Origin of the sequence: Ralstonia psammae (genome assembly GCF_958405935.1) — a bacterium.
In the GTDB taxonomy this organism is placed as follows: domain Bacteria; phylum Pseudomonadota; class Gammaproteobacteria; order Burkholderiales; family Burkholderiaceae; genus Ralstonia; species Ralstonia psammae.
Genome location: NZ_CATZBU010000003.1, coordinates 117940 through 135601 on the forward strand (window position 1 = coordinate 117940; position 17662 = coordinate 135601).

The 17662-nt window shown below is 64.6% G+C and carries 13 protein-coding genes; 9 read left to right on the forward strand and 4 right to left on the reverse strand.

Features of this window, described 5'->3' with window-relative positions; translation table 11 throughout:
• Positions 1-143: 143 nt before the first annotated feature.
• The 4 genes from R2N16_RS07335 (at position 144) to R2N16_RS07350 (ending at position 6315) form a co-directional block, all read left to right on the forward strand.
• A complete protein-coding gene (locus tag R2N16_RS07335) occupies positions 144-1817 on the forward strand; it encodes a ShlB/FhaC/HecB family hemolysin secretion/activation protein (protein ID WP_316664972.1) in 1674 nt (557 codons plus the stop codon).
• A gap of 131 nt (positions 1818-1948) precedes the next feature.
• Positions 1949-3202, forward strand: coding sequence for a helix-turn-helix transcriptional regulator (locus R2N16_RS07340; protein ID WP_316664973.1), 1254 nt, complete (start codon positions 1949-1951; stop codon positions 3200-3202).
• Between the two features lie 304 nt (positions 3203-3506).
• Positions 3507-5594 carry a putative bifunctional diguanylate cyclase/phosphodiesterase gene (locus R2N16_RS07345; RefSeq protein WP_316664975.1) on the forward strand — a complete coding sequence of 696 codons (2088 nt, stop codon included), beginning with the start codon at positions 3507-3509 and terminating at the stop codon, positions 5592-5594.
• Between the two features lie 412 nt (positions 5595-6006).
• On the forward strand, positions 6007-6315 hold the full coding sequence (locus R2N16_RS07350) for an H-NS histone family protein (RefSeq protein ID WP_316664976.1): 309 nt from the start codon (positions 6007-6009) through the stop codon (positions 6313-6315).
• A 120-nt stretch (positions 6316-6435) separates the two neighbouring features.
• Here R2N16_RS07350 and R2N16_RS07355 read toward each other — a convergent pair whose 3' ends face one another.
• The 4 genes from R2N16_RS07355 to R2N16_RS07370 form a co-directional block, all read right to left on the reverse strand.
• Positions 6436-7977: a methyl-accepting chemotaxis protein gene (locus tag R2N16_RS07355; RefSeq protein ID WP_316664977.1), complete on the reverse strand. Its 1542-nt coding sequence runs from the start codon at positions 7975-7977 to the stop codon at positions 6436-6438.
• 184 nt (positions 7978-8161) lie between these two features.
• On the reverse strand, positions 8162-9589 hold the full coding sequence (locus R2N16_RS07360) for a PAS domain-containing protein (RefSeq protein ID WP_316664978.1): 1428 nt from the start codon (positions 9587-9589) through the stop codon (positions 8162-8164).
• 59 nt (positions 9590-9648) lie between these two features.
• Positions 9649-10674, reverse strand: coding sequence for a UDP-glucose 4-epimerase GalE (gene galE / locus R2N16_RS07365; RefSeq protein ID WP_316664979.1), 1026 nt, complete (start codon positions 10672-10674; stop codon positions 9649-9651).
• A 167-nt stretch (positions 10675-10841) separates the two neighbouring features.
• Positions 10842-11822 carry a tyrosine-type recombinase/integrase gene (locus tag R2N16_RS07370; RefSeq protein ID WP_316664980.1) on the reverse strand — a complete coding sequence of 327 codons (981 nt, stop codon included), beginning with the start codon at positions 11820-11822 and terminating at the stop codon, positions 10842-10844.
• An 87-nt stretch (positions 11823-11909) separates the two neighbouring features.
• Here R2N16_RS07370 and R2N16_RS07375 point away from each other — a divergent pair, with 87 nt between their 5' ends.
• The 5 genes from R2N16_RS07375 to R2N16_RS07395 all read left to right on the forward strand — a co-directional run bounded on the left by R2N16_RS07375 (position 11910) and on the right by R2N16_RS07395 (position 17662).
• Positions 11910-12116, forward strand: coding sequence for a hypothetical protein (locus R2N16_RS07375; protein WP_316664981.1), 207 nt, complete (start codon positions 11910-11912; stop codon positions 12114-12116).
• Between the two features lie 107 nt (positions 12117-12223).
• Positions 12224-14275, forward strand: a complete 2052-nt coding sequence (locus R2N16_RS07380) for an oxidoreductase (RefSeq protein ID WP_316664982.1) — start codon at positions 12224-12226, stop codon at positions 14273-14275.
• 262 nt (positions 14276-14537) lie between these two features.
• Complete coding sequence (locus tag R2N16_RS07385) at positions 14538-16112, forward strand: hypothetical protein (RefSeq protein WP_316664983.1); 1575 nt, start codon at positions 14538-14540, stop codon at positions 16110-16112.
• 12 nt (positions 16113-16124) lie between these two features.
• Positions 16125-17006, forward strand: a complete 882-nt coding sequence (locus tag R2N16_RS07390) for a hypothetical protein (protein ID WP_316664984.1) — start codon at positions 16125-16127, stop codon at positions 17004-17006.
• Entirely contained in the window at positions 17003-17662 is a 660-nt protein-coding gene (locus R2N16_RS07395; protein ID WP_316664985.1) for a 2OG-Fe(II) oxygenase, read from the forward strand. Before R2N16_RS07390 ends, R2N16_RS07395 begins: the two co-directional genes overlap by 4 nt.

The window sequence follows — 17662 nt, forward strand, 5'->3', positions numbered from 1 at the left end:
TCTACCTGGGCCGTTGCGCCGCGTGAACGCTCCCTCTATGTGTCTTGTTGTAAAGCACCATGTCTCGCGGTTATCGTTCGATGGAACGCGCGGCTGTACGGCTTCGCGACACCACAAACACGAACACCACGGAGGAGACAGGCGTGCGGACCACCACCATGCGGTTGGCCCTGGCCACAGGCGTAGCACTGACCGGCCCGGCGTTGAGCTGGGCCCAGAGCAGCCCCACCCAAGGCAACCCGATCGACACGCTTCCCAAGGTCGATACCTCCCGCCCGCCCCAGCAGAAGATCCAGGTGGAAGTCCAGCGACCGAATCCGGCGCTGGAAAACCTGCTCGCCACGCATCTCACACCGACCAAGTTCCAGATCGAAGGCGTCAAGACGCTGCCGTTCCCCGAGATCGCCGCGCACTTTGCGCCGCTGGCCGGGCACGACGTCACCGTCGCGCAACTGCTGCAAGCCGCGAACGATGTCACCAAGCTGTATGCCGACCGCGGTTTCCCGCTCTCGTTTGCTTTCGTGCCGGCACAAACGTTTGAAGGCGGCGTGGTACGCGTTACCGTAGTCGAAGGCTATGTGGCACGCATGCGCATCGAAGGCACACCCGGGCCACTGGAAGGCCGCCTGCGAGAAATCTCGCAGCGCCTGATGGATGAGAAGCCCCTGCGCCGCGAAACATTCGAGCGCGTGACCGGCGTGCTGGCGCTGCAACCCGGCGTGCAGATCACCGCGACCGTGCAGCCGCCCACGACCACCGATGGCGCGAGCGAACTCGTGTTGAACGTCAAGCGCCAGCCATACACCATCGGCACGGGGGTCGAATACCGCTCGCCGGGTGTGCGGGCCATCATCACGGGCACACTCAATAGCGTGACGCCGCTGGGCGAGCAGATCACCGTATCGACCCTGCAACCGCGCGGGTCGGATCACGAGACGTTCTACTCCGCCACGTGGGCGCAGCCGATCGGCACCGATGGGCTGCTGGCCAAGCTTACCTGGTCGCACTATCGCGGCATGCCCGAGAATCTGCCGCTGGAGCAACTGGGCTACCAGTCGCGCTACCTGACCGACACGCAGCGGCTGGGGCTCTCGTTGAGCTATCCGGTGCTGCTGTCGAACACGCGCAACCTGACGCTCACAGGCACCTTCTACGGCAACGACGACAAGCAGCGATACACACCGCAAAACCCCGCCTTCGCGCAGACCGAACTGGATGCCAAGGTGCGCGTGGCTGGCGCCGAGGCGCTGTACACCGAAGTGAAGCCGGGAGAAACGCGCCGGGCATCGCTGGGCATCTACCAAGGCATCAACAGCCTTGGCGCGGGCAAGTCGGTCAACAACAACATCGACCTGAGCTTCCTGCGCACGCGCATCACCGCCAGCGAAGCCCACGACCTGCCCTTGGGCTTTGGCGTGGTTGTGTCGGGTGCGGCGCAGTACAGCGGCGCGACGCTGCCGTCATCGGAGCAGATCAGCTTTGGTGGGCGCTTCTTCGGCCTCGCCTATCCGGCCGGTGAAGTGGCGGGGGATCGCGGCTGGGGCGCGTCGGTTGAACTCAATCGGCTCTTTACGGTGTCGATGGATTACCTGAAGACCGTGCAGCCCTACATCTTGTACGACACTGCCAAGGTGTATTCGAACGCCGGCACGCTGGTCCATGATCAACTCGGGTCGATCGCGCTGGGCGTGCGCTTCTCCGATCGGAAGTACTACACGCTGGACCTCGCCATCGCGCGCCCGGTGGGTGACAAACCGATCAACTCAAGCTCGCGCAGCCTGCGGTTCAACGCGGCCTATACCTACCAGTTCAATTGACGCGCACCCGCATCGTGAACATGTGTACGAATTTTTTATATTTTTTATATTTTCAGCGCTGAAAGTCACCCATACTCCCCTCTCTCGGGGGGGATACATCACCGCCGGAATTTGGGAGCATCGAAAGCGGAATGTTAAGTTCCTTCAAAGGATTGCCGATTACCACAGAAGTCGCGCAGAACAACAATAATCATTACAGCGACGGCGGCGTCACGCCGCAACACATCGACAGCAACGGGGTGCACTCTGAGCTGTCGCAATACGCACCGGGGGCCATCATGCTGCAACGTCTATCGGATGACGCAGAGTTCCATCGACTCGTCGATACCATCTATGAGGCGGTACTCGAGCCTGCGCAGATGCCGATCGCCCTGGCCCTGCTCTCTGTCTACGCCGGCGCCGAAAGCGCACACTATTTCGTTTGGGACAAGCACACCGATTCGCCGCGCCAAGGCGTTTCGTCGGGCTGGTGCCAGCACTGCCCGCAACCGGGCCACTGCAACGCCTTCTGCCAAGACCCGCAATTGCTCAGCGCCGGGGAGCCTGAAGAAGCACCGTCGGCAGCGATGACCCTGATCGATACGCCCGACATGCGCGTCACGATGCGCCTGCGCACGCGCGACGACGATCTGTCGGAAGTCAGCGCCATCGAGCGCGAGACCCGCCTTCAACGCGTGCTGCCGCATCTGCAGCGGGCTGCGCGCATGCAGCAGCGCAATCTGGAGTTGAACGAACTCGCCGCGCTCGGCATGGCCGGGCTGGATACGCTGGACTTTGGCGTGATGGTGATCGAGCGCACCATGCGCGTGAAGTACGCCAACGCCTGGGCGCGCACAATGACGGCTGAAGACGACCGTTTGTCGCTCGATGGCAGCCTGTTGCACTCGGCAGATCACACACACGACGCAGCACTGCGCAACCTCATCGAACACGCCGCCGGGTCACTCGGCGTGCAAGGCGCGGCCGGTTCGTGGATGTACCTGGCTCGCGATGGCCGCCCGGTGCCTTTCATTGCCACGCCGCTCGCGCCCTCCGATGCGCTGCGCTCCGCCTGGGCTTCACCGCTGGCGCTGGTGCTGGTCGGCAACTCCGAAGCCCGCTCGGTCATGGACGCCGGCGTGCTCGCGTCGCTCTTCGGGTTGACCAACAAGGAATGCATCGTCGCTGCGCGGCTGGCTGCAGGCGAAACGCTGCAGGAAATTGCCGAGCGCGAATTCCTCTCGCTGCACACGGTGCGTGTGCACATCCGCGACATCCTGCGCAAGACCGGCACCCATCGCCAGTCTGAGCTTGTGCGCCTGCTGCATCTGCTGCCCAGCGTCGATCTGGAGCGTGCGGGCGCCGCTACGCCGGCTTCACGTCGGCGCGGCCGCCTCAATGCCTGAGCACGTGCGCGATTTTTCTCCCCGCTTCGCCTGACCTCCGACGCCCAATCACGGGCGTCGAGCCATCCGCGTATACCCGGCTCACGTTTCGGCGGTTTCTGCCGATCCTCCAAGACAGGCGTGGCGCCGTCATGCTCGCTTGATGCGACGCGGTAGCGGCGAATGATCCCGACGCATTCTGTGAATAGCGCGCAACAAACGCACTTTTTCGCGGCCTGAAACGACAGGTTTTTGCGCTATCCTCGCCGCAAAACACAGACTAGGCGCTGGTCGTAGATCGGGGGGCCGCGCCGGATGCGCTCGCATGCATAACGATTTTCATATTGCGCTGCTGCTGTTTGCGTGGGTCAGCACTGGGCTGACCACGTTTGCCGCACTGGACGCTGCGACACGTCTGCCGGGGGGCTCGACGATCGCAAAACGCCGCAACTGGCGCATCGCCTGCGCGGCCATTCTTGGCATTGGGTTGTGGTCGGGGCTCTGGCTCGGCCAGCTTGGCCTGCATCGACAGGTCGGCACACCCATATCCGCGCCCATCGCGGCGACACTCATGACAGCGCTGGCGGCATCGCTGGCAGCCTTCTCTATCGTGTTGCCGGACACCTCGGCGGCCAATGGCGCGCAAGCTCCGCAACGACGCAGCATTGCCATGAGCGCCGTGGCGCTTGGCATCGGGCTGCTCACGATGGAGCTGTATCTGACACGCCCCTGGGTGCATGACGAGGCCTTGTCGCTGCGCCGCGCCCTGCTCGGCTGGGGCGGGGGCACGCTGGTGCTGGGCGCAGGCGTGTGCCTGGCGATGTGCATGGCGTTCCATATGCCGCCGGGGCAGCGTCGCGCCGCCGTGGGTTTGCGGGCACGTGCCGCAGCCGTGCTGGCAACAACAGCGGTGCTATCGCTCGTGTTGTGGCCGTGCACTGCCGCATGGCCGGCTGACGAGTCGACGATGCATATCGTGCCCGTCATCATGCTCAGCGCTGGCGGCGTGCTGATCGCGCTGGGCTTGCATGCGGTGCTGATGATGCTCGAAACCCGCGTCGACTCGGCGCAGGCACATCTGGAAGCATCGCTGGCGCGCGTGGCCAACCAGGCGCCCCGGCCCCAACTCCACGACACGCTGACCGGTCTACCAAACCGCCTGCATCTGCGCGAAGCGCTGGAGGCGGCAATCCTGTCGTCCACGCGGCGCGGGCGGCCGTTTGCCCTCTTCTATCTGGATCTCGACAACTTCGGTCAGATCAACGACCAATACGGCCGCAACGCGGGCGACCGCGTGCTGCAGATCATTGCCGAGCGCCTGCGCCAGACCATTCGCGGCGAAGATACCGTGGCACGCCTTGGCGGCGACGAATTCGGCATCCTCGTGGAAGGTCTGGCGCTGCCCGAGGCGGCCGCCACCATTGGCGACAAGCTGCTGTTCCGCCTGCGTGAATCGGTGGAAGTGGAAGGCCGGCGCCTGCGTGCCACCGCCAGCATTGGCGTCGTCGTCCATCCGCACAACGGCGCGACGGCAGACACGCTGCTTGAACATGCCGACACGGCCATGTTCGATTGCAAGCAGTCCACCGGCAACGCCTACCGCTTCTTCGAGCCGCGCCTGAACACCACCGCGCACCGCGTGCTGCAGATTCAACGTGCGCTCTCGCACGCGGCCCTCAACGGGCAGCTCTCGGTGTATTACCAGCCGAAGTACGACGCGCGCACGCAAGCCATGACCGGCGCTGAAGCGCTACTGCGCTGGAACCATCCGGAGCTGGGCCCTGTGTCACCGGCGGAGTTCATCCCGCTGGCCGAACGCACCGGCACCATCGTCGAACTGGGCGATTGGGTGGTCGAAGAAGTCTGCCGCCAGATCATGCATTGGGATGCCATCGGCATGTCGCCGCAACGCATTGCCGTCAACCTCTCGCCACGGCAATTCCAGCAGCCCGATCTCGTGCTGCGCCTGTCGCAGATCCTGCATCGCTACCAGGTTGCCGCGCATCGGTTGATGTTCGAGATTACCGAGACGGCGGCCATGCGCGATGCCGGCCAGAGCATCGCGGTCATCCGTCAAATCCAGTCGCTCGGCTTTGAGGTGGCCATTGACGATTTCGGTACCGGTTATTCCAGCCTCAGTTATCTGCAGCGCTTTCGCGCCCAGCAGATCAAGATCGATCGCGCATTCGTCTCTGCGCTTGACGACAACCCGCCCGAGGCCGCTGCCATCATTCGCGCCATTTGTGCGATGGCGCACTCGCTGGACATGACCGTGGTGGCGGAAGGCGTGGAAACCGACGCGCAAATGCAGGCGCTGGTGAATCTGCAATGCGATCAGGTGCAGGGCTATCTGCTGGCACGTCCGATGCCGGCCAAGGATTTTCAGGGCTTACTTGGAATCGAGTACGCCTGAACAGGCGACATCGAATAGGCGGCACAGAAAATGCGCCATTTTGATGCACTCACCATAACCTTTCGGGAACCTTTCACCTTCATATTCGGAAATATTTGGCCAAGACTCCAACAAGTGCCCAAGCAATGAAGCAGTCACATAAGAAAAGAATTGTGTAGGGATTGCGTAGACAGTGCACTGCTTCGATTGCAATACAGCTCACCGGCTTTGCAATGGTTCATATGTTTACGATTTCGACACACCGCGCAAACGCCCGCCCCATGCAGCTTTGCGCAAAGCTCAGTGCGGCAGAAAATCCACGCCGTTGACATGAGGTCTTAACGAAATTCAATTCACACCTGCAAAGTCGTTATAATGCCCTGGGCTACGGGGAGCGTGCCCATGTTTCAATTGCAAAGTTGAGGAATCCATAATGCCGACTTACAAGGAAATCGTTCAGAAGATCTCTGAACTGCAGCGCCAAGCCGATGAACTCCGGGCAAATGAACAAGCGACGGTGATCGCTGAAATCAAGCACAAGATCGCGGAATACGGCCTGACCGCCGAAGACCTCGGTTTTGGCGCCAAAGGCGCCGTGGCATCGAAGAAGGCTGGCCGCAAGGTGCCGGTGCGTTACCGCGACAACAACGGCAATACCTGGACTGGCCGTGGCAAGCGCCCGGGCTGGCTGGTAAAGGAGCTGTCGTCGGGCCGGAAGATGGAGGATTTTCTGGTCGCCTGAGCTGCGCTTTCAGCGCAGCATTCCGAGCCCGCACAAAGAGGCGCGCCGGAAACCACACAAGAGAAAGGCCGGCGAATTTGCCGGCCTTTTCCATTTCTGCCTTCCAAAAGTCAGGCGCAGTTATACCTGGAAGCGCCCCACTGCCGTGCGCAGCAATTGCGCCTGCTCTTCCAGAGACAGCGCAGCGGCCGCCGCCTGTTCCACGAGCGCGGCATTCTGCTGCGTCACTTCGTCCATCTGATTCACGGCCTGGTTGACCTGCTCGATGCCGGAACTCTGCTCGTCTGACGCGGCGGAAATCTCACCCATGATGTCCGTTACGCGCTTCACGGCAGTCACCACGTCCTGGATCACCACACCGGCCTCTTCCACCAGCGCCGAGCCGTTCTGCACTCGGCCCACCGAATCGCCAATCAGCTCCTTGATCTCCTTGGCCGCGCTCGCCGAGCGCTGCGCCAGGCTGCGCACCTCGCCCGCCACCACGGCAAAGCCACGGCCCTGCTCGCCCGCACGGGCGGCCTCCACAGCAGCGTTCAGCGCCAGGATGTTGGTTTGGAAAGCAATGCCCTCGATCACACCGATGATGTCGGCAATCTTCTTGCTGCTTTCGTTGATGCCGGACATCGTTTCGACCACACGCCCGACCACCTCGCCGCCCTTGACCGCAATATCCGACGCGTTGACGGCCAGCGTGCTCGCCTGACGCGCGTTGTCGGCATTCTGCTTCACGATGGACGTCAGCTCCTCCATGCTCGACGCCGTTTCCTCCAGCGACGACGCCTGCTGCTCCGTACGCTGCGACAGGTCGGCATTGCCTGCGGCGATCTGCTTGGTGGCGCTGGCAATGGAATCCGCCGAGTTCTTGATGTCGCCAATCGTGCCGGTCAGTTGCTGCTGCATCTGCGACATGGCGAAAAGCATGCTGTCACGATCGCCTGGGCGGGTCTGCACGCGCAACGCCAGATCGCCACTGGCGATGCGCGCGGCAATATCTGCGGCGTAAGCGGGCTCGCCGCCCAGCTGGCGTTGCAAGCCACGCGTCACGGCCACCACAACCACGGTCATCAGCAGGCCAATACCAAACAGCAAGCCCAGCGACTGAATCAGGGACGTGCGGAATGCCGCATCCACATCGTCGATATACAGCCCCGTCGTCATCGACCAATCCCAAGGCTGGTAGTACGAGACGTAGGTCAGCTTGGGTTCCGCCTTGTCGCTGCCGGGCTTGGGCCACAGGTAGCGCACGAACCCGCCGCCGGCCTTGGCCGTTTGCGCGATGTCCACGAACAGGTGCTTGCCTTCCGGATCGGTTGCGGCGGACATGTTCTTGCCGACCATCTCGGGCTTGATCGGATGCATGACCGACACGGTGTCGGTTCTCGACAGCGAGAAGTAGCCGTCGGTGCCATAGCGCATGCCTTTCAGGCGCTCGATGACTTGGGCCTTGGCCTCGTCCACCGTCATCTTGCCGTCCTGCGCCAACTGGGCGTATTCCTTGATAACGCTGAACGCCGTTGCGCTGACATTCTGGAGATCGCGTTGCCGCTCTTCCATTCGCACGGTGCGCGCGCCCCACGCACTCCACAATGTGATGACAAGCAGGCACAGCCAACTCAGGACAAGCGGCAGCCACAGCTTCTGACGAAGCGTGAGTCGATTCATCTTCCTTCCCTCCAAGCGTTTCTTTTGTCCGCGCACGGCACAAGTGCTGTTCGCGGCGCTCCCCTGGCGCGATGACACGCGCTCTGCTTGAGCTAACGAACAGACACGCGGAAAACTTGAGTGGGACATGTACTCACGTGCCGGTTCGCCACCGAGGAACGACGAGAGAAAAAAGAAGAACGCCTCAACGCAAGGCGTCGGGATTGATGCTGGGAAGCAGACCGCCTGTGGACGTTGCGTCAGGCACAGGCGTTGATGTCGATTTTGTTTGCGGTGCGACCGCTTCTGCCGCGGGATGATCGGTTGGCGTCCAGGACTCCCACAAACCATGGCGGCGCAGCGTTTCCGGTGCTTCGGCAGCGGTTGAAGAGGCTGACACGGCAACTTCTGCCGAGGCTATCTTTGCGACCACCTCGATATGCGACCCTGCCATGCGCACGGCATGGCCGCCGGCGTCACGCACTGCCACACCGTGCGCAGCAATCTGGCGATAGCTGCCATCCTTGTGCCGCATGCGGAATTCCGCGACGTATGCCGGCGCGTTGCCGTCAACATGTGCCTGGATGCGATTGAGCACCATTGGCAGATCATCGGGATACACCAGGCGGAGATACTCGCTCGTGCTGGGGCCGATCTCCTTGAGCGTGTAACCCAGCATGGCGGCAAAGCGCGTGGAAAACTGTGCGGCGCGCGTGATGAGATCGAACTCCCACAGCCCGACATCTGCGCCGTCGAGCAGCAGTTGATGGCGTGCAACGAGTTCAGCTTCACGGCGGCGGTAGCTCTGCTCCAGGTCGTTGAGCGCCTGTACGGTTTCCTTGCGCAGACGAATTTCGCGAGCGGCGATGGCAGCGGCGGTGTCGCCCGTAGCGCGATCCCGATAGCCCAGCAGGAAAGCAGCGAGCACCGTTGCCACTGCACCCACCACCAGCAGCAACCGCAACCCTGCCGGTGCATTGCCGGGCATGGCGGAAAGCGCCGAGAACGAGCCCGCGAGCGACGCCGTATACACCGCATCCACCGTCAAGGCGATGCCAAACAGCACGCTCACAAACAGACTCACGCCCGGGCGGCGTACCGCCACCCCAGTCGCCCCCGACCGCGCAGAGAGCGCAAGCTGCAGCGCCGCCGCACACGCCACCGCCGACAGCACCATGACGATGCCGAGCAACCCGGCGTCTTCCCAGGCGGTGGTGCTGAAGCTCGTCACGCCCGCCAGCAGCAACACCGCCACCGGGCCGCTTACGCTCAGCAACGCGCCGAGCAACATGGCGCGCACCATGCCCGCACGCCCGCCCAGCACGCACCACAGCGCCGCAACGGCCAGGCTCCAGCAGAACGAAGCGAGCGTCATCACAAGCACTGCGGTGTCTTCGTGCAGCGGCCAATGCGCAAGCAGCGGCAGCAGCGGCACCGCCCACAACCCAACGGCCGAGAACAACGCTGTCATGACCAGCGGCATGCGCGTGCGCGAGGCCGTGGCGCTGCGCAAATCATCGAGCAAACGCAGCAGCAAACTGCCCGCGCCGCATGCCACGACAAATGGCAGCAACGCAGGCAACAGTCCACGCGCCAGCGTACTGATCAGGTGAGCGATGAACGCCTCATCCACGACGGGGCGTCTCCTGTTGGTTTGGGCCGTTCAATGAAAGTCCTGCAAGATCGAATGAATCAGCCACGGGTTTGAAAGCCGTCCGGATTCATGCTCTGCCAACGCCACGAGTCTTCACACATGCGCTCGATGCCGTATTGCGCGCGCCACCCCAACAGCGAGGCCGCCAGTGCCGGATCGGCATAGCACGCTGCAATATCGCCGGGGCGGCGATCCACGATCTGATACGGCACCGGCTTGCCGCTGGCGCGCTTGTAGGCCTCCACGACTTCCAGAACCGAGTACCCACGGCCCGTGCCGAGGTTGACGGTAAAGCCGCGGCTGTCACGGCGCAGCGTGTCGAGCGCTGACAGGTGCCCGCGCGCCAGATCCACCACGTGGATGTAGTCGCGCACGCCGGTGCCGTCGGGCGTGGGCCAGTCGCCGCCGTAAATCGAAAGCTTCTCGCGCTTGCCCACCGCCACCTGTGCCACATACGGCATCAGATTGTTGGGGATGCCGCGCGGGTCTTCGCCGATCAGGCCGCTATGGTGCGCCCCCACCGGGTTGAAATAGCGCAGATAAGCGATTTGCCAGGCGGCATTGGAAATCTCCAGATCGCGCAGTACCTGCTCGCCCATCACCTTGGTCTGGCCATACGGGTTGGTGGCCGACAGCGGAAACGATTCGGTAATCGGCACGGTATGCGGATTGCCGTACACCGTTGCCGACGAGCTGAACACGAGCTGGCGCACATTCGCATGCGCCATGGCCGCGCACAGCGTGACCAGCCCGCCCATGTTGTTGTCGTAGTAGGTCAGCGGCTTCTGCACCGACTCGCCCACCGACTTGAGCGCCGCAAAGTGGATGACAGCAGAGATGCGCGAGCTGGCAAACAGGTCATCGAGCAGGCGGCGGTCACGCACGTCGCCCTGCACGAACTTGGGCGTCTTGGCGGTGATCTGCTCGATGCGGGAGAGCACCGTCGAGCTGCTGTTGCAGAGATTGTCGAGGCCGATTACCTGGTAGCCCGCATCCAGCAGTTCAACCCAGGTGTGCGAGGCGATGTAGCCGGTAGCGCCGGTCAGCAGAATGGTTTCTGTCATGGGGTGCGAGGTATCGAGGAAGGAGAGAGCTAGCGTGCCGGTTTAAACGCGGCATCGTCGTTCTACGCTGCGTCGACCTGCTCCGCAGCGTGTAAAACAGCGCGATCATAGCAAAGCCTGCCAACGGCTTGCGGGCAGTTTGAAACCCCGGTTAAGCAAAGAACGGCCTACGGCTGGCCGTCGGGATGGGCGGCCGCCTGCCACTCAGCATAGGCCGCACGCAGCCGCCATGCCGAAGTCGCATCGCGCAGGCCCAGCGCATACCCCACCTCAGCAGGGTCTGCGCCTGCATCGAACAGCGCGGCGGTGTAACCGTTGCGCAGCGTCTGCGGGGACAGCCGCTCGCTGCGGTGCAACAACGCCGGCTGCGCGGCCAGCCAAGCCTCCACGCGCCGGTACACCGACGCTGCGTGCATGACGCGCCCGCTGGCGTCGGCAACGAACACGTGCTCGCCCGGCACCTCTGCGTGTGCGCGCACCGCCAGCCAGGCGGCCAGCGCAGGTCGCGCGGCTTCAAGCATGGGCGCCTGGTACGACGGCCCGCGCGAGCGCTCGACGGTAATCACCTCCAGCGCCTCATCCACCTGGCGGAGCAGCAGCGATTGCACCTGCGCGACCTTCAGCCCCGCGCCGTGGCAGACCGCAACGAGTGCGCGGTCGCGCGCCAGCTTGAACGCGCTGGCGTTGGCGGCCGCCCCGCTGGCCTGTTCGCCCACCACCAGGGAAGCCTCGATCGCCGCGCGCTCGGTCAATGAAAGGAATGTGGTCGGGTCGTTCTCGCCCTCGGCCAGCTTCTGCTGCACCGCCGAGCTTGCGGGGTTGTGCGTGCCAGTCCGCTGTTGCTCGATCTGATGGAAGACGCGCTCGATCAGGCGCGCGTAGCGATAACGATGCAGCTTGGTCAGGCCCGATTCATCGAGAAAGGCGGCGATGTCGCCAGCGCTCCAGTCGGCCAATGCGCGCTGGCGCGACTCGGCCCAGCGCAGCCATTTTCGCCACATCGCGCGATACACCGTCGCCGACGATTCGCGATAGCCGCGTGCGGCCAACCAGTGTTCGAAGGCTTGCGCGGGCTGCTCGGCCCAGTCTTGCAGGCCGGGCTGGAACAGGTCGGGAACGGGCGTGGCGGGCGGCGTGAATGCGGTCAATGCGGTAGCAGAACTGCAGAAAAACGGGCGTGGGCGGACCGGGAGTTTGGCAAATTCGCGTATCCTGCCGAGCGTAACACGCAGCTCATGTATCCCATTGCGAACCCCATCGTGAAGAAAACCGACCTCGAAAAACTCAAGGGCCTGAAGATCGCCAACAACATCAAGCGCGACAGCCAGCGCACCGGCAAGCCCGGCCAGGGCACCGGCAAGGCGATTCCACAGAACAAACTGCTGAAGGCGCTGCTCGGCAAGCCCGCGGAAGACGCCCCGCAGAAGTCGGGAAAATCCTGACGCGCCTCCCGCACATCTAGAGCCCCGCCCTGTTGTTCCAACGGGCGCTTGGGTGCTACCGTCCGGCGCGTTTCCACATCATCGCAGCGTCTCCCCCTGCGCCGGACATGCCCGCCTCCACGCCCTCCTCGCCTTACCCCCACCTGCTTAGCCCGCTCGATCTTGGCTTCACCACGCTCAAGAACCGCGTGCTGATGGGCTCGATGCACACCGGGCTGGAAGATGGCAACCACTTTGACCGGCTGGCCGCCTACTTTGCCGAGCGGGCACGCGGCGATGTCGGGCTGATGGTCACCGGCGGATTTGCGCCAAACATTGCGGGTTGGACCAAGCCGTTTGCCGGGCGCCTGGCCACACATGGAGCAGCACGCCGCCACCGCGCGGTCACCAACGCTGTGCACGAGGAAGGCGGCAAGATCGCTCTGCAGATCCTGCACACCGGCCGCTACGGCTACCACCCGTTTGCGGTGGCACCCACGGCACTGCGCTCGCCCATCAGCCCGTTCACGCCGCGCGAGTTGTCGGCGCGCGGTATCGAACGACAGATCCGCGCCTTTGTGCGCTGCGCCCAACTGGCCCGCGAAGCCGGCTACGACGGCGTCGAGATCATGGGTTCCGAGGGCTACTTCATCAACCAGTTTCTTGTCACGCATACCAACAAGCGCATGGATGACTGGGGCGGCAGCTATGCGAACCGCATGCGCCTGCCCGTGGAAATCGTCCAGCGCACGCGCGAGGCGGTCGGCAAGGATTTCATCATCATCTATCGCCTGTCGATGATCGACCTGATCCCGGACGGCAGCTCGTGGGAGGAAGTCGTGCAGCTCGCCAAGGCGGTGGAGCGCGCCGGCGCCACCATCATCAACACGGGGATCGGTTGGCATGAGGCGCGCATCCCCACCATTGCGACGAGCGTGCCCCGTGCGGCCTTTGCGTGGGTCACGAAGAAGATGAAGGGCGAGGTCGGTATTCCGCTGGTGACGTCCAACCGCATCAACACGCCGGAGGTGGCGGAGGCCGTGCTGGCCGACGGCTGCGCCGATATGGTGTCGATGGCGCGGCCGCTGCTGGCGGATGCCGATTTCGTGCGAAAGGCCGCAACGAACCGCGCACAGGACATCAACACCTGCATCGCCTGCAACCAGGCATGCCTGGACCACGCGTTCAAGGCCAAGATTGCGAGCTGCCTCGTCAACCCGCGTGCGTGCCATGAAACCGAACTCGTCATCCGCCCGACGCCCGCCAAGCGGCGCTTTGCGGTGGTCGGTGCCGGGCCTGCTGGGTTGTCGGCGTCGATCACGCTGGCCGAACGCGGGCACGCCGTGGACCTGTTCGATGCGGCACCGGAACTCGGCGGCCAGTTGAACATGGCCAAGACCATCCCGGGCAAGGAAGAGTTTCACGAGATGCTGCGCTACTTCACGCGCCGCGTCGAAGCGACAGGCGTGACGCTGCGCCTCGGCACACGTGTGGAGGCGCAGCAACTGCTCGCGGCCAAATACGACGAGATCATCATCGCGACGGGCGTGTCGCCGCGCAACCCGAAGATCCCGGGGCAGGATCACCCGAGCGTGCTGTCGTATATCGATGTACTGCGCCACCGCAAGCCGGTGGGCAAGCGCGTGGCGATTGTCGGTGCGGGTGGCATCGGCTTTGACGTGGCGGAATTCCTCGCGCTCGATGGCCACTCGCCCACGCTCGACCTGCAAACGTGGCGTGCTGAATGGGGCGTGGGGGACCCGACCGAAGTACGCGGCGGTGTGGATGGCATTCGCCCCGAACCGCAGACACCCGCGCGCGACATCATCCTGCTGCAGCGGCGCGCCGGAAAACTCGGCGGCGGCCTGGGCAAGACCACCGGTTGGATCCATCGCACAAGCCTGAAGAACCTGGGCGTGCGCATGGTGGGCGGCGTCAACTACGAGCGCATCGGTAGCGAAGGTCTGCTCGTGAGCTATGGCGAAAAACGCGAAACCCCCGAATGGCTGCCCGTCGATTCCATCGTGCTGTGCGCAGGGCAGGAGCCGCTGCGCGAATTGGTCGAGCCACTGCAGGCCGGCGGCGCCAAGGTACACATCATTGGCGGTGCCGATGAGGCGCTCGAACTGGACGCCAAGCGCGCCATCGACCAGGGCACGCGCCTGGCCGCATCGCTGTAACGGCGGCTCGGCTGCGTGGCGCGTTGCATGAAAAAACTCAGCGTTCGCTTCATGTTTCGCGCTTTCAATGAGAGTTAAAAAAATAGACGCATAAAAGGCCTGTCCTGCGCTTGCTGAAGTGCGCGCCGTGACCTTAGATGCCATTGCGCAAGCCGCTCAACCGGCCATCGGCCGCAGTAGCACGCAATAGGAAGCGGCACGCCTTGCAGTGGGGTGGGACGGTGCATGGGCACGACCACGGCCATTGCCGGAGGATCGCGCCATGCCCGACCAGCCTTCCAACTCCGGATCATCCGATCTGCTGCGTGCCCTTGGCGCAGACCTGTCGACGCATCCGGGTGTGCTCTCCGAGCGCGAGCGTGAGTTGCTCGCCAGCCTCGTCGCACAACTCAAGACGCAGACCACCGACCCGAACGTCGGCAACGCGATTCACACCGCGCTGACCAACACGCTCGGCAAGCGCGCCAGCGATGTTCTCGGTGCGGCCATCGCATCGCATCTGCTGGGCGGCGCGAGCCGTGTGCCGGTGCAGGTCAACCCGGCGGCAGGGCCCGTGGTGGCGCATCCGGTGGCGCCAGTGGTGTCTGAGCCAGGCATTTTCGGCCCGATTGCCCCATCGCCCATCGGGCCTGTCGCGAACGACCCGAGCGGCGGACCCTGGGTGTGGCCGCCGTTGAATCCGCCGCCGCTTTTTCCGCCATCCATTCCGCCTGTCCCGCCCAACCCCGGGCCGGGGCCGGTGCCTGTCCCCATCCCCATTCCCGTCGACCCGCAACCGGTACCCGTGCCGGGCGTGCCGCCATGGTTTCCGATTCCCGTGCCGCCGTCGCTGCCGCCGGACGACCCCTTCTTCCCGCACGGACCGCAGCCGATCTTCCCGCCGATCCCGCTCGGCGATCCAGGTGTTCCGCCGCCTCCGGAGCCCATCGACCCAGGCGATCCGCAACCGGTCGACCCAGGCTGGCCGGGCGATCCGCAGCCGGGTGAGCCGGGCAATCCGGAACCCGTCGATCCTGGCGAGCCCGGCCCGGGCGATCCTGGGGACCCCGGCGGCCCAGGCCCCGTCGGCCCGGGCGAGCCCACCGGCCCGATCAATCCTGGCCCGGTGGATCCGGGCGGCCCGGGGCCTGCCGATCCTGGCAGCCCCGGGGACCCGGGCCCCGTCGATCCGGGCCCGTCAGACCCGGGCTCGCCGGAGCCTGGTCCTTCCGACCCGGAGGGCCGCTGGAACGGCGTGCTGGACCCAGGCGCACTCGAATCCATCATTGACCAGTTCGCCAGCGTGGCGGTGCTGCAGCAGGTGGCCGGCGTTGTGGCAGCGGCAGGCGCACGGTTCGAAACGCAGCTCGTCTACACGCGTTCGATCGAAGCCAGCGAAACCCTGGCGCCGGCGCCCGTGCGCATTCAAGTGCTGCGCGACACGCCGCAGGTCGACAAGCTGCTTGTGGGGCCCGTGGAGCGCGCCTTGCCGGGCGCTGCCCGCCGGCTTGCGCCGCGCGCACGTCAAGTGGGCCGGATCCGTGTTTCCGTATTGGCGTTGCAGCCGGGCACAAGCACGCGCATCGACCTGGCCAACCAGCCTGCGCATGCCAACGACGTGGTGCTGGTCGCAACGCTCGGCAGCACCGGCACGGCCAACGCATCGCTGCGCATGCTGCGGGGCCCGCTGCGCCTGGCGGGTGTCGACCCGCGCCGTGGGCAGATCGTGGTGCCGCTTGCCACGGGGCGCGCCGTGGTCGTGCCCGCACTGCGCCCTGCGGAAATCGTCGCCCCTGCCGCAGCGCACGCCAGGCCGCTGCTGGTCGCAATCGTGCTGGCCGAGCTGTCCATCAAGTGAACGGAGGCCAGCGTGATCGCCCCCATGCTCGACTATCAGCCGGATGTGCTCGCGCCGCGTGCCGCGGTGCAGCGCATCCGCGCCCGGGCGATGTCGGATCAGCCGCTGCGCATTAACCCGCGGCTGCGCTTCGGGCAATCGGAGCAAGGCTGGTTGCTGCATGTTGAAGACCCGGGCCACCGCATCGAGCACACCTTCGCCATCAGCCCGAACGCCTGGAGCAGCCTGCGCCGGATGCGCCCCGGCGACATCGCGCCGTCGATGGACCCGTTCATGCAGACCGTGCTCGTCGATGCCGGCGTGCTGATATCGGCCGCGCAGTTCGATGCGCCGTACGAGCCGCCGCTCGAAGCTGCGCGAGCGTCGTTCGCACGCGAAAGCTATGGCGTGGTGACCGACGCCCTGCACCCGTACGAAGTGGCTACCGTGCGTCGCTATCTTCGCCACGGGGTGCGCACGGGCGCCATCCGGTTTGGCGACCCGCAGGTGCCGCGCCGGTACCGCGCTCACAACGATCCGGTACTGCGGACACTGCAGGCGCGCCTCACCCCGCTGATCTCGCACGTGGTCGGCGTTCCCGTCAAACCGTCGTACGCATACCTCGCGGCCTATACGCAGGGCGCGGTGCTGCACCGCCACGTCGACCGGCCGCAATGCGAATACAGCCTGACCATCGCCGTCGACTACACGCCCGAACCCACGCTCGAAGCCTCGTGGCCCATCCGCCTGGGCCTGCCCGATGCCGAGGTGCTGATTTATCAAAGCCTGGGCGACGCGCTCGTCTATGCCGGTCCGCGCGTGGTGCATTTTCGAGAGGCACTGCCCGAAGGACACATCTCGACCTCGCTGCTGCTGCACTACGTCAACCTCAACTTTCGTGGGTCGCTCAATTGACGCTCGAACCCCAACACTTGCCGATGGCGTCGCCCGACCTGTTGCCGGTGGAGCTGGTCCACCCGCCGTGGTGGGCGTCATGCGACGAATTCCTGCCGCCCAACGAACTCGAACTCGTGCGCGAAGCGGCACTCGCCAATCCGGCGGCATACCGCCCGTCTGCGGTCCTCAACGCAGCCGGCGGTGGTGTCGAACTCGACATCCGCCGCTCACGCGTGCGCTACGACGAGCCGACCATCGTCGCGCTGTTCGAAGAACGCCTGCTCGCCTATGCCGACAATATTTTCGAGCGCCTGCGCATTGCGCCGTTTCCGGTGCAGCGGCTGGAAGTGCAGCTCACCGTGACGGGACACGGCGAATTCTTCAAAGTCCACAACGACAACACGCACGCGCAGCTGCGCACGCGCCGCGTCACGTTCATCTACTACTTTCATCGCGAGCCGCGCGCATTTGAAGGCGGCAACCTGCGGCTCTATGCCTCGCGCACCGATGGCCGGCGGTGGCGCGAAACCGCAGACTTCGTCGACATCGCGCCCGTGCAGAATCGGCTGATCGTGTTCCCAAGCTTCCTCATGCACGAGCTGCGGCCGGTGAGCGTGCCATCCGGCCGCATGGAGGACGGCCGCTTCACGGTCAATGGCTGGTTTCATAGCTGA

Coding starts and splice junctions, on each gene's coding strand:
- R2N16_RS07340 (WP_316664973.1), top strand. CDS start 1,949: ATGTTAAGTTCCTTCAAAGGATTGCCGATTACCACAGAAGTCGCGCAG.
- R2N16_RS07345 (WP_316664975.1), top strand. CDS start 3,507: ATGCATAACGATTTTCATATTGCGCTGCTGCTGTTTGCGTGGGTCAGC.
- R2N16_RS07350 (WP_316664976.1), top strand. CDS start 6,007: ATGCCGACTTACAAGGAAATCGTTCAGAAGATCTCTGAACTGCAGCGC.
- R2N16_RS07355 (WP_316664977.1), bottom strand. CDS start 7,977: ATGAATCGACTCACGCTTCGTCAGAAGCTGTGGCTGCCGCTTGTCCTG.
- galE (WP_316664979.1), bottom strand. CDS start 10,674: ATGACAGAAACCATTCTGCTGACCGGCGCTACCGGCTACATCGCCTCG.
- R2N16_RS07375 (WP_316664981.1), top strand. CDS start 11,910: ATGTATCCCATTGCGAACCCCATCGTGAAGAAAACCGACCTCGAAAAA.
- R2N16_RS07380 (WP_316664982.1), top strand. CDS start 12,224: ATGCCCGCCTCCACGCCCTCCTCGCCTTACCCCCACCTGCTTAGCCCG.
- R2N16_RS07385 (WP_316664983.1), top strand. CDS start 14,538: ATGCCCGACCAGCCTTCCAACTCCGGATCATCCGATCTGCTGCGTGCC.